The sequence below is a fragment of the Exiguobacterium sp. SH4S7 genome (assembly GCF_004336795.1).
Lineage (GTDB): Bacteria > Bacillota > Bacilli > Exiguobacteriales > Exiguobacteriaceae > Exiguobacterium > Exiguobacterium aurantiacum_A.
Genome location: NZ_SJUT01000002.1, coordinates 1 through 11,933 on the forward strand (window position 1 = coordinate 1; position 11,933 = coordinate 11,933).

General features: G+C 50.5%; 13 protein-coding genes and 1 pseudogene. 1 reads left to right on the forward strand and 13 read right to left on the reverse strand.

The window, feature by feature from the left end; translation table 11 throughout:
• Positions 1-122: zinc ribbon domain-containing protein (locus EVJ29_RS04080; protein ID WP_146256761.1), on the forward strand; the 122-nt coding region annotated here is incomplete at its 5' end.
• 310 nt (positions 123-432) lie between these two features.
• Here the strand turns inward: EVJ29_RS04080 and EVJ29_RS04085 are convergent.
• From EVJ29_RS04085 to EVJ29_RS04145, 13 genes and pseudogenes are all read right to left on the reverse strand, one after another.
• Positions 433-789 (reverse strand): hypothetical protein, encoded by a 357-nt coding sequence (locus EVJ29_RS04085; RefSeq protein ID WP_016509485.1) that lies wholly within the window; start codon positions 787-789, stop codon positions 433-435.
• 201 nt (positions 790-990) lie between these two features.
• Positions 991-1,566: a deoxycytidylate deaminase gene (locus EVJ29_RS04090; protein ID WP_131465208.1), complete on the reverse strand. Its 576-nt coding sequence runs from the start codon at positions 1,564-1,566 to the stop codon at positions 991-993.
• 49 nt (positions 1,567-1,615) lie between these two features.
• Positions 1,616-2,845 (reverse strand): toxic anion resistance protein, encoded by a 1,230-nt coding sequence (locus EVJ29_RS04095; RefSeq protein WP_016509945.1) that lies wholly within the window; start codon positions 2,843-2,845, stop codon positions 1,616-1,618.
• Positions 2,829-3,545, reverse strand: coding sequence for a 5-bromo-4-chloroindolyl phosphate hydrolysis family protein (locus tag EVJ29_RS04100; protein WP_016509957.1), 717 nt, complete (start codon positions 3,543-3,545; stop codon positions 2,829-2,831). The genes EVJ29_RS04095 and EVJ29_RS04100 overlap by 17 nt, the downstream gene beginning before the upstream one ends.
• Positions 3,546-3,691: 146 nt before the next feature.
• The gene (locus tag EVJ29_RS04105) at positions 3,692-5,044 is read right to left on the reverse strand and encodes a sodium-dependent transporter (RefSeq protein WP_070327396.1); all 1,353 of its coding nucleotides are present in this window, start codon (positions 5,042-5,044) and stop codon (positions 3,692-3,694) included.
• Between the two features lie 125 nt (positions 5,045-5,169).
• Positions 5,170-6,042 (reverse strand): diacylglycerol/lipid kinase family protein, encoded by an 873-nt coding sequence (locus EVJ29_RS04110; protein ID WP_131440138.1) that lies wholly within the window; start codon positions 6,040-6,042, stop codon positions 5,170-5,172.
• Positions 6,039-7,544, reverse strand: a complete 1,506-nt coding sequence (locus EVJ29_RS04115; protein WP_070327398.1) for an ABC transporter permease/substrate-binding protein — start codon at positions 7,542-7,544, stop codon at positions 6,039-6,041. Before EVJ29_RS04115 ends, EVJ29_RS04110 begins: the two co-directional genes overlap by 4 nt.
• A gap of 58 nt (positions 7,545-7,602) precedes the next feature.
• A pseudogene (locus EVJ29_RS04120) lies at positions 7,603-8,271 on the reverse strand (ABC transporter ATP-binding protein); the annotation flags it as partial.
• 107 nt (positions 8,272-8,378) lie between these two features.
• Complete coding sequence (locus tag EVJ29_RS04125; RefSeq protein WP_131504749.1) at positions 8,379-9,101, reverse strand: 3D domain-containing protein; 723 nt, start codon at positions 9,099-9,101, stop codon at positions 8,379-8,381.
• Positions 9,102-9,326: 225 nt separating this feature from the next.
• Positions 9,327-9,791, reverse strand: a complete 465-nt coding sequence (locus tag EVJ29_RS04130; protein ID WP_016509950.1) for a GDYXXLXY domain-containing protein — start codon at positions 9,789-9,791, stop codon at positions 9,327-9,329.
• Positions 9,788-10,972, reverse strand: a complete 1,185-nt coding sequence (locus tag EVJ29_RS04135; RefSeq protein ID WP_131504750.1) for a DUF2157 domain-containing protein — start codon at positions 10,970-10,972, stop codon at positions 9,788-9,790. Before EVJ29_RS04135 ends, EVJ29_RS04130 begins: the two co-directional genes overlap by 4 nt.
• 17 nt (positions 10,973-10,989) lie before the next feature.
• Positions 10,990-11,166: a DUF2187 family protein gene (locus EVJ29_RS04140; RefSeq protein ID WP_016509936.1), complete on the reverse strand. Its 177-nt coding sequence runs from the start codon at positions 11,164-11,166 to the stop codon at positions 10,990-10,992.
• A gap of 65 nt (positions 11,167-11,231) precedes the next feature.
• Positions 11,232-11,858, reverse strand: coding sequence for an NUDIX hydrolase (locus EVJ29_RS04145; RefSeq protein WP_083274014.1), 627 nt, complete (start codon positions 11,856-11,858; stop codon positions 11,232-11,234).
• Between the last annotated feature and the right edge of the window lie 75 nt (positions 11,859-11,933).

Genomic DNA, 11,933 nt, shown 5'->3' on the forward strand with positions numbered 1-11,933 from the left:
CCTGTGGCGAGAACGGCGGCAAGAAGGACCTGCACGTCCGCGAGTGGACATGCGCCGTATGCGGCACGCACCATGACCGCGACGTCAACGCGAGCCTCAACCTGTTGCGCCTCGCCGACTGAAACACCCCAGGGCAGGGACTGCCCGACGAGCTTGGTCCACAACCGTGGCTGGTCAAAGCACGGTCTTCCCAAGAAGCTCCCACTTCAAGTTGCGAAGCAAATAAGTGGTGAGTAGTTCACAAATATGCAAAAAAAAGCCACGTTCCTATGAACGTGGCTCCTTAACAGCGATCTAGCTATCTAGATCCCCATGTTTGGTTTGTCGACAACGATATGGCGTTCCATTTCTTCATCTACTATCTATATTACCACACTCGTCACGAGTTACAAGACAAAATTAAAAAGGATGACCCGAAAGTCATCCTAACTTTTAAACTGCCATTTCGGCATACATGTCTTTTAACTGTTTCGTCGCGGCTTCATCCATCTGAAGGGCGACGAGCTCGACGAAGCGTAGGGCTGGATCGGTATCACCTGACAGGGCGACGATTTCAGCAGCCGCGCCGTCAAGGGCGAGTAGAATTCCTGAGACACCTAGCGTCGGGTAGTAACGGAGCAACGCCCGGACATGCTTCATCTCGGAGACGTCATTCCCATTAATTTTGAGTGATTTAACAGCCAGCTCTTTGTGCGTGCCGATGGCAAATTTATCTTCCCATACCTCTTCAAGTGTGATCAACGCTTCCACATCATAGGCACCATCTGTGAAACGAACTAGTTTTTCCATGTGACATATCCCCTCTCGTTTATCTACTCTTATTATAAAAAAGATTCAGCGGAATAGTTTGTGAAATATTGAACATTATGTGTAAACTTTGTCTCACCTCATGATTAGACATAAAAAAAGGCCCCTCCGAGGAGGGGCAAATAATGGAAGAGTAAAACACCATTGGCAGTACATTAATAATATAACATCGAATGTAAACGTTTACAATGTGTTTTTGAAACTTTTTTCAAGCGGCATATGTAAGACGTCAATCCCGCTTTCCCGCATCAAATCAAGGCCATCCCCGTGCTCATAACCGACAGCGTACACGACTCGGGCCACGCGCGCCGCGATGAGCGCGAGAGAACAAGAATGGCATGGTGAATGGGTCACATAAGCCGTAGCACCGAACGCGTTCGTCGAATCAGCGGCCAATTTTCCGATCGCATTGATCTCGGCATGGATCTCATGTTGTTTTGACCAATTGTGATGTTCGAACGGGTCGCTACATTTAACAAATGTCACACCTTGCTCGATGATGCGCACAGACGGCTCGGTCAAGTCGACCGTATCATCCGTCACATATTCGGCTCGTTGGTAAAATCCGTCATCACGTTTTAAAAAGATTTCATTACAGTTCGTATGTCCCGGCGGTGTCCCGTTCAATCCGATCGAGATCGGTTTCTCATCTTTGACGATGACACAGGCGACACTCTTCGAGGCACATTTCGAGTGCCGTTCCGCCATCATATCGGCGAACTGCAACCACGTCTCGTCCCACAATCGTTGTTTCTCCATCCTGATCCTCCTCATGGAAAAAGAAAGTCTGAATGCTCAGACTTTCTTTTTAGTATCCAGTCTCTTTTGGCAACTCTTTATTCTTTGAGGCAATTTCGATGACTTTTTCTTTCAGTTCGTGCTCCATCCGATCGAGCTCACGTTCGGCCTCACGACGCTTCTGCTTGCCTTCCTGTTGGATACGCAGCGTTTCGTCGAGCGTTGACAATAGATTCTCGTGCGCGACTTTGAGCGATTCGACCGAAACGATCCCTTTTTCGTTCTCGGTTGCGATCTCGATCGACGAGTCTTTCAACATTTTCGAGTTTTGTTCGAGCAGTTGGTTCGTCGTCTTCGTGACGTCTTGCTGCATCCGGAGTGCCGTTTTCTGGCGCGTCAAACTGAGAGCGAGGACGACTTGGTTTTTCCAAAGAGGAATCGTATTGACGACAGCCGACTCGATTTTCTCCGCTAAGATTTGGTTATTTTGTTGGATGACACGGATTTGTGGTGCCATCTGCAGACTGATCGTCCGACTCAACTTCAAATCATGCAACTTCTTCTCGAACCGGTCTGTCAGTTGAATCATATCGTTTAGCTGTTGCAGCTTCACTTGATCTCTCGTCGTTTCGACTTCTTGACGGAGCGGCGCGATCTCGTGATCGCGAACGTGGTCGAGCTTCGTCTCACCGGCTGCGATATAGACGTTCAATTCTTCGAAGTAGCGCTTGTTCTTGTCATACATTTGATCGAGCATCGTAATGTCCTTCATCAGACCGAACTTGGCTCGGTCGAGATTGTGAATGACTTCTTCCAAATAGACGTTCATTTTTTCAAATTGAAGCTTATAGTTTTCAGCTTTCTTTTTCGCTCGTCCGATGAGCGGCAAGTTGTCCATAAAACTCTTCTTCTCCGGTTGAAGCATATCCGGGTCCATCTTCCGAACGTTTTGCATCAAATCGGATAGTAACTTGCCTGCGTCACCACCGTCTTTCATGCGGACCTCGGTCAAGATCTGGTCAGAGAATTGAGATAGTTCACGTTGGACGTTCGATCCGAATAACATGACGGAGTCTGTTTTTTTAATATCGATCGACTCGGCGATCCGGGTGATTCGTTCCCGATGTTGTTGCGGCACGTCGGCTTTCGGTTGGATGGCCGGCACCTCATGTTTTTCTGTCATCGCGGACCAATCCACAGACGGGTCAGAGATTTCCTCTGTCTCGGTCTTTGTTTTTGTCTGTGAAGTGAGCTCTTCTTCTGGCCATGACTGCCAGTTCGTTTCATTCGATGAAGTCATGTTTTTTTCTCCCTTCCGGTTGATCTGCCAATACCCGTTCCATCATGATCAATTCGCGTTCGAAGTCGACAGCGTCGTCCTCGAGCAGACGGCTCCGTTGCTCTTTGAACTTATCGACGATGAGCCGCATATTGGTGATCAGTTGCTCTCGTGTCTCTTCTTGAATGACGACACGTTTTCCTTCTAGTTCTTTAAATTTCAAGACGACGGACACGAGCGAGTCCAAATAAAACGTGAACAGATCTCTGACGTGTTTCGCGTCTTGAGGGTTCTCGAACAATTCGGCAAACAGTTCGTGGGCCTCTCTCGAGACCGCCTTCATTTCACGACGAACTTCGACATCTTTTATTTCAGGCAAGATACGATCGATCTGCTGGAGTTTCTCGTACCCTTGCTCGATCGTCCGTTGTAAAAATTGTAGTTCCAAGTCGTCTGTCGCTTCGAACTGACGGACCGGTGCCACATCTTCCATCGGCTTAAGGATGCGAGAACCGACGAACGGTTCTTCTTCATCGAGCAGCAGTTTTTTCTTCGCCCGTTTCGCTACCGGTGCGGGTGCCCGCTTACGCCGTTTGTTACTCGACCACACCTCGTTCAATACGAGCGCCCCGACGATGATAAACAGCCAGGAGAAATCAAACACACTTATGGCAAAATACAGGATCGCCCCAGTCAGGGCCCATTTCATCCATGTCTTCATCCTTGTCACCTCGTCTCATGATACTTCTATTGTACCTTACGTGAACCGTCAACAAAAGTTTCGTCATCTTTATAAGCTTAGCATAATGACGACGTTCACTCTCTCGGTCGCAAGTACGAAAAAAAGCAAGGGGAAGTTCCCCTTGCTTAGCTGATTACCCATGTCGAGACCATAACGATTGCGACCGTCACCGGGATGACGTAACGAATGAGGAAACGCCATACCGGATACAGTTTAGCGCCTGTCCCGGACGTTTTAATCTCGTCTTGCAAAATACGCTCATCGACGACATGTCCGACAAAGATCGACGTGAGTAACGCACCTGTCGGCATGAGGATGTAACTGACGACATAGTCCATCGAGTCAAAGAACGTACGGCCGTTCAAGAACTGCAACTCACTCATCAGTCCGAACGATAAGGCCGAGGGGATCCCGACAGCGAACACGATGGCCGCCGAGAGGAGTGTGACGTTACGCTTCGACATCGTTTGTTTCTTCTCGTTCAATTTATCCGTCACACCGGCGACGACGACTTCGAGCATCGCAATCGAAGACGTGATCGAGGCGAACGTGAACAATAAGAAGAACAATACCATGAAGAAGCCGCCGAGTGGGACTTGGTTAAATACGGCCGGCAACACGACGAACAGGAGCGCCGGGCCTTCTGCCGGATCGAGCCCCGAGGCGAAGACGGCCGGGAAGATGGCGAGCCCCGCTAAAATTGAAACGGTGACGTTCAACAAGACGATCATATTTGCCGAGCGGTTGAGCGTCCCTTTCGTTTGAATGTACGAGGCGTATGTGAGCATCGCCGCCACCCCGAGCGACAGCGAGAAGAACGCTTGCCCGAGCGCGAACAAGACCGACTCGCCGGTCAGTGCCGAGAAGTCAGGCTGCAAGAAGAAGCGGACCCCTTCCATGGCACCGTCAAGTGTCAACGAGCGGATGACGAGCACGATGAAACTGACGAACAGGAGCGGCATTAAAATCTTGCTCATCCGCTCGATTCCGCCTTCTACCCCTTTCAAGACGATGAGTAGCGTGATCAATAAGAACAAAAATTGTCCGAAGACGGCAATCCCAGGAGATGCGACGACGTCCGCGAACACGGTCCCGAACTCGTCAGGTGACCGGCCGCTGAGCGTCCCGCTCAAGCCGAGCCCGACGTAGATCAACACCCATCCACCGATGACACTGTAGAATGATAGCAGTAAGAAGCAAGCGATTACGCCGAGGTAACCGACCAATGTCCAACGGCGATGGCCAAGTTTTTTAAAGGCAAGGAGCGCCGTCTTTTGCGTCGAACGCCCGACGATGAACTCACCAATGAGAAGCGGCAGACCGAGTAAGAATGTGAATGCTAAAAACATGAGTAAAAAGGCGCCGCCCCCACTTGTTCCCGTGACATATGGAAATTTCCAGATGGCACCGAGACCGATTGCGGACCCTGCGGCCGCTAAAATGAATCCAATTTTTGAGGCGAACGAATTTTGCGCCATTACTATCCCTACTTCCTAATTTCATTTCATTTTCATAATAATAGTGAAATACTAACACGGTTCAGAAACGAGAACAACAAAAAACAGAGAAAAGTCTGAATTCTTTCCTCTGCCTTCGTAAACGATTATGGGACGAGAAATGTCAGCTCATTCGGCAACACTTCAATCTGTAAATGATCCGTCTCAAAGTGTTCACCGTCCACATCGATGACTTGTGGCTCACGTAAAAACACATCAAGTTGCTCCATTTGGAGATGGACCCATTCTGGCGACGACTGTTCGAGTCCGAGCTGTTGCGTCAATAGCTGACGAATCATCGGGAAGCCGATGGCCGAGCTATGGACGACTTCGACGAGACCGTCCGTGAACGATTGCGTCGCGAGCTTCGTCGGGACCGTTCCGAGATAGGCACCGTTGCCGACGTATAGAAAACTGACGGCCCCATCGTGGATGACCTCGCCCGCCCGCTCGATACGGACCTTGAACGGATCGAGTTCGCGGAACTGACGGATCGTCGCTAAAAAGTATCCGATCGAGCCGAGCGTTTCTTTTTGGAGCGGATCGATCTGTCGGGAAGCGTCCGCGATCAATCCGACCCCGACAAAGTTGAGACCGAACCGGTCGTTGACACGCATCACATCGACCGATTGCTGCTCGCTCATTTTAAACAGGCGAGCCGCCTCAATCGGTTCGACAGGCAGATCAATCGCCCTCGCGAAGTCGTTGCACGTCCCCGCCGGTACGAGACCGACGCTCGGACGTTCGTCACGAGGCAACGCCATCAATCCGTTGACGACTTCATGAAGCGTCCCATCCCCACCGATGACGATCAAATGATCGAACCCACTGCTCGTTCGAGCAAGGTGCGCTGCATCCCCTTCAGCTAGCGTCTTTCGGATGAGAATCTCTTGATACATCGACTCGATTGTCCCGACCACTTCGCCGAGCATCGTCTCGCTCGCACCCGACTTCGGGTTCGAAATGATCATCGCCTTCATAATAGACCCGCTTGTTCCAAGAAGTCTTCGGCCACGTCGTAGGCCCGTTCTTTCCCGTAAGCGACCCGACGGTTCAATTCAGACATCTCTTCGTCAGTGATGAGTCCGCCCAACTGGTTGAGCGCGTCCTCGATTTCCGGATGTTCTTCAAGCGTTTCTGCTTTCAAGAGTGGAGCACCTTGATAAGGCGGGAAGAACTGTTGATCGTCTTCTAACACGAGCAGGTCGTTTTCGGCGATATCCGGGTCGGTCGCATACGCATCAACAAGATTGACGTCGCCCCGTGCGATGGCGCGGTAACGAAGTTTCTGCTCCATCGAAACGACAGAAGGGAAATCAAGTCCGTACGCTTGCTGAAGTCCTGGATATCCGTCTTCACGGTCCGTGAACTCGAGCGTGAACCCGGCCTGGATGTCATTTTGCACGCTACGTAAATCAGAAATCGTCGTGACGCCTTCAGTTTCCGCATAGTCACGCGGGATCGCGATGGCGTACGTGTTATTGAACTGCATCGGTTCAAGTAAAGCGAAGCCGTCGTCTGCTAGCGCATCCCGTGCTTGTTCGTACACTTCACGGGCATCGTTTGAATTCGGTGTTTCTTTCACTAAACTCGCGAGTACCGTCCCGGTGAATTCAGGATAAATATCGACATCACCGGATTTTAACGCTCCCCATACGAACGTCGTCTCTCCGAAGTTCGGACGGACCGATACGGTCAGATCCGTCTCTTCTTCGATCAACAGTTTGTACATGTTCATCAAGATCTCCGGCTCGGGACCGAGCTTCCCGGCGACGACGAGGTCGGTCTGTTGGGTGCGTCCCAATGCGAGCGGTGCTGCGATAATTAACGCCAAGACGGTCGATACGGCGATCAGCTTCGTCTTGTTGCGGGTCGCCGTCGCACCTTCCATTTGACGGAGCAAGAAGTCGAACAGTAATGCGAGAATGGCTGCTGGAATCGCTCCGAGCAAAATCAAATAGTTGTCGTTTCGGTTAATTCCAAGCAGGATCAACGTCCCGAGTCCGCCTGCTCCGACGAGTGCCGCCAGCGTGGCTGTACCGACAATTAACACCATCGCCGTTCGAATCCCGGCCATGATGACCGGTAGTGCGAGCGGTAGTTCGACTCTCATCAAACTTTGGTTCGGTTTCATGCCGCAACCTTGCGCGGCTTCGATCAGTGACTTATCGACTTCGTTCAACCCTGTGAACGTATTGCGAAGGATTGGCAACAACGCGTACAGAACGAGCGCAATCGTGGCAGGAAGTGCACCGATCCCAACGAGCGGAATCATAAGACCGAGTAGAGCCAAAGAAGGAATCGTTTGGATGATGGCGGTGAAGCCGATTGCCGTTTCAGCCACTTTTTTACGCCGCGTCAGCCAGATACCTAGCGGGACCGCAATCAACACCGCAATCAAAAGGGAGACGACAGAAAGTTGTAAATGCTCGATTAGCGCTTCGACCAATTCCCCGCGTCGGTTTTGGAACGTTTCAAGCATCTACCTCACCTCTTCCGTGTTGTGTAAAGTCGAGCACGAACGGATCATCACTCGCTCGAATCTCGTCAGGCGTGCCGACGATGACCAGTTTCCCGTCACGCATGAGAGCGATCCGGTCCCCGAGTTTCATCGCCTCCTCAATGTCATGAGTGACGAACAGAATCGTCTTCCCTAACTCATCGTTCAACCGTTTGATGTCATCTTGGAGCTGGGCCCGACTGATCGGATCGAGCGCCGAGAACGGTTCATCCATTAAAATGACTTCCGGGTCGGCCGCGAGCGCTCGCAGGACGCCGACTCGTTGTTGTTGACCACCCGACAGTTCAGGCGGTTTTTTAGAACGGAGGACAGGGTCGAGACCGGCGATTTTCATCAGTTCGGTCACACGGTCTTTCGTCTTCGTCTTCGGCCATTTCAATAGGTCCGGAACGACGGCGATGTTCTCTTCGACCGTCAAATGCGGGAACAATGCGATTTGTTGGAGCACATAGCCGATGTTGCGTCGCAGTTCATAAATATCGAACTGATAGATTTCGCGCTCATCAATCAGGATTTTCCCGTCAGTGTGGTCAATCAGACGATTCACCATCTTCATCGTCGTCGTCTTGCCACAACCTGATGGCCCAATCAATACGAAAATCTCTCCTTTTCGTACCGTCAAACTCAAGTTTTCGACGGCCAATGTCCCATCATCATAACGCTTGGAAACATTTTGAAATTCAATCAACACAATCCCTCCTCGGCTTTTCACATTATATGAAAGTCAAATATTAGTTTGCCCGTTTCCAACGATTGTTAAACAACAAAAGGTTCTCCCTCGGGAGAACCTTTTCGTTATGGAAGTGTGATGGTAACGTGGCGACGACCCCAATTGATCGCCTCGCTCTTCGTATCGACGAGTAGATCGACGATGTTGCCTTTAATGCGTCCCCCTGTATCGAGAGCGATCGCTTGACCGATGCCTTCGATCTGTACGACCGTACCGAGCGGGATGACGCCCGGATCGACGGCGATGATGCGCATGCCGTTATAAAAAATCGAATCCGTCACGTCGTGTCCCGTCGCCGTCAACACCCGGCCCCCGTATGAGCCATTGTCTGCCGCATCATTCGTGTAAGCTGTCGACTCGGCTTGAATGACGCGCCCGCTGCTTGTCGAGACAGGTGTCGCCACAGCGTTTGTCGTGGCTTGCTCTGCTTTCGCTTGCTTTGCTGTCGCTTCTGCCTGGCGTTTCGCTGCTTCTGCAAGCCGCGCTTCCTCAGCCGCGATTCGCTTGGCTTCCGCCAACCGTTTCGCTTCCCGCTCTGCCTGCTGCTTCGCTTGTTCTTCTGCCACTCGTTTCTCTTCAGCGAGGCGCTTCTCTTCCGCGAGTCGCTTTTCACGCTCGATTTTTTGTTGGCGTTCAAGCTCGATCGCAATCCGTTCCAATTCAAGCGGGTTTTGTACGATTTTCTGTTCTGTTCCGATTCCAATTTGAGCAGCGTCGGCAGTCGTAGATACCACGAACGTACCGGCTAGGACAAACAGAAGCGTCATCATATATTTTAAGAATGTCATTGAAATTAGGTCATCCCTTTCTCGTCTTCTAACGAACAGGAGTAAATTTACCATGCCGTCTCGAACCCGAGAAGTGGTTTTGACGAAGTGAAATATTGCTGACATATGGGCGAACGCTTAGTTACAGATTGTAACAATTGCCGAAAACGTTGCTATACAAGCGACCTAACAAAAAAATTACAGATCGGTTACAAACGTTCTCGTAACAAATCTGTAATCTGTTTGTCATTCTGTTTCAGCTTCGATTGGACGTAAATCATGGGCCCGGACCATCCCCCAAGGCGCCACATCGACTTCAACTTCGAACGTTTTCGCACCTTCGATCACAGCTTTCTCGTCCTCGGCGACACGGTATGAACTCATGTCGGTGATGAAGACTTGGCGATCGTAATATTCAGCCCGCGTCCCACCAAAGAACGGTCGGGAGCTGACCCGGTCGATTGTGGCAAAACCAGCGTCATCCGTTTTGAATGAGACGTAGACCGTCCCGGAATCGACATCTTGTCGCCCTTGCAACGAATCGAACTCGAGATAGACGTAATCCCCAAAAAATGGGTCATACGGCTCGTACGACGTCGCTTTGAACGTATACGACTGGCCGAACCAAGACACCGCATAAACGAGCAAGATAAAACCGATGGCAATCAATACTTGTACGATCGGTACAAGCCAAGGAGTGATTCGTTTCATGTCCGAGCATCCCCTCTCGTACGGCTACGCCACCACAACGCGAGCGACAACGCGAATACGATCAACGCCCCGATCAAGAAGAAGAGCGAGATGTCGAGCCGGTCCCAAACATAAATGAAGTAGATCGTCATTTGGACAAGTAAGAAATAGATGAACGCCAAAACGATCGGTTTCCGCTCATGGTCTTGCATGATCAAGTAAGCGAGCGCCACCACTTCAAGCAAGATCGCGAGTAAGATACCTGAATCTTCGAATAGCGAGAACGGGATGACCGCGAGTAGGCTCACCCACAGCAAATCGGGGCGACGATGTGTCAAGTACACAGCCACGAGGACGACGGAAAGCAGCGTGGCCTCGATGACGGACGGCTGACGTTGAGACAACCAACCCTCGGTCGCATTGACCAAGTAACCGATGGACAAGATGGCAGCGACGAACAAGTAGAGATACTGCCACTGAGCCCGCTCCCGGTAGACGAGGAACAGGATATGCAGTGCTGCGAGTGCCCAAAGCGGCCAAAACCGTCCCTCGTAATCGATATACTGACCGATCGTGAGCAACAGTCCGTAAAAGCTGAACCAGGCGAAAATCCGGTCGAGCTCGTTATCACCGTAATGGAACCAAACCCACGTCACGAGCAGGCCGAACAGGATGAGTGTGATCCCGATTCCTTGAAAACTGTTCGTGACCGCTAAAAAAGCGGCTAGCGCTGCGATGAACGTGAAGATCGGGTGCTTATAGATCAGTTTGTGCAGGACGGCGACAGCAAAGAATAGCCAGAATAGAAGCGGTAGTTGCGAGGAAAGATTATACGTTGTGAAGATGACAATCATCGTGGCGACGAAGAAAACGACGCCGAGGACGCGGAACAACGTCACATACCGAGGGGCTTTCACTTGAAGCCGCTCCGCTGCTACGTACATCCCGAGCATGAAGACAAGGAATATGGATACTTTGATGAGGTCTGGGATCGCTTGCCAGTTGGCGGCGACAAAACTGAATAGACTAAGGGCGAGCAGGATTGATCCGATAATGACAAGAATTGGCGGTTTGTGCTCACGTTTGTCACTAACCGCCAATTTCTTATATTCAAAATCAATCAACCGTTGACCGGTCGTTTCATCTAGCAAACCCGCCTCTTTCCATTCACGAACTTTTTTGTCAATGGACACCTGAATCATCCCTTTCGGTTAAAAGGTCAGCTGGCGCGTTCAATCAATTCCAATTCTTTTTTCAACAAAACTTGTTTCTCAAACTCGAGGCCGAGCTGTTGATATTCCTCCATGATGGAAACGTCCCCGATGACCGTATTCGTTAATACGGCAGTCACTTCTGCGACCCATCCTTCACGAGTTGACTTGACGATATCACCCACAGCGAATTCTAAAGACACACCCATTCACTTCCAATCTTAAATTTGTTTTTATCATTATAACTAAATTATATAGGTTTGAATACGTTTTCTTTTGTACATTTGATGAATTGTGACAAAATTTTTCCAGTCAATCCCCAAATAATGTAGTCTTCATGTTCGTAAAAAGGTTCTCTCATTTTAATTACCCGTTTTTCATACGCTTTAGCGTTCGCCATTCGGTCAAACGGAATATTTTGATCCGGATTCATCGTCCATTCCATCTCGCCGTGAAACGGATCAATTAACAGTAACGTTTCGACGGGAACGGTGAACAAATGATCGACTTCATCCGTTTGACGTACGTCCGGAACTGTCGGAATCATCCCGACGAACGGATAGATGAGTTGACGGTGCGGCGTGGCGAGCGGCTGTAAGCGACCGATGACCTCGATCGTCTCGAGCGGTACCTCGAGTTCTTCACTCGTCTCTCGGACCGCGGCCTCGACAGGTGTCTCCCCTCGCTCGAGCCGACCTCCAGGGAACGAGATCTCTCCAGGTTGGCGCCGCATCGTATGGGCCCGGACTTCAAAGACGACGTGCCAGACGTCATCGATTCGCGTCAACGGGATCAAGACGGCGGCGGTCTGTTCATAATTCTCTTCCATCGAGAAACTTTCTCGTAATTTCGCTTCAGTAACCCATGATTGTTTCATGATTTTCAACCTCGCTCTCTCTGTTTTACAGTTCCACCAGCGTCTCCTCGTTTAAACGTGGCAAATGTCGGAAAT

Coding starts and splice junctions, on each gene's coding strand:
- EVJ29_RS04085 (WP_016509485.1), bottom strand. CDS start 789: ATGGAAAAACTAGTTCGTTTCACAGATGGTGCCTATGATGTGGAAGCG.
- EVJ29_RS04090 (WP_131465208.1), bottom strand. CDS start 1,566: ATGGAGAAACAACGATTGTGGGACGAGACGTGGTTGCAGTTCGCCGAT.
- EVJ29_RS04095 (WP_016509945.1), bottom strand. CDS start 2,845: ATGACTTCATCGAATGAAACGAACTGGCAGTCATGGCCAGAAGAAGAG.
- EVJ29_RS04100 (WP_016509957.1), bottom strand. CDS start 3,545: ATGAAGACATGGATGAAATGGGCCCTGACTGGGGCGATCCTGTATTTT.
- EVJ29_RS04105 (WP_070327396.1), bottom strand. CDS start 5,044: ATGGCGCAAAATTCGTTCGCCTCAAAAATTGGATTCATTTTAGCGGCC.
- EVJ29_RS04110 (WP_131440138.1), bottom strand. CDS start 6,042: ATGAAGGCGATGATCATTTCGAACCCGAAGTCGGGTGCGAGCGAGACG.
- EVJ29_RS04115 (WP_070327398.1), bottom strand. CDS start 7,544: ATGCTTGAAACGTTCCAAAACCGACGCGGGGAATTGGTCGAAGCGCTA.
- EVJ29_RS04125 (WP_131504749.1), bottom strand. CDS start 9,101: ATGACATTCTTAAAATATATGATGACGCTTCTGTTTGTCCTAGCCGGT.
- EVJ29_RS04130 (WP_016509950.1), bottom strand. CDS start 9,791: ATGAAACGAATCACTCCTTGGCTTGTACCGATCGTACAAGTATTGATT.
- EVJ29_RS04135 (WP_131504750.1), bottom strand. CDS start 10,972: ATGATTCAGGTGTCCATTGACAAAAAAGTTCGTGAATGGAAAGAGGCG.
- EVJ29_RS04145 (WP_083274014.1), bottom strand. CDS start 11,858: ATGAAACAATCATGGGTTACTGAAGCGAAATTACGAGAAAGTTTCTCG.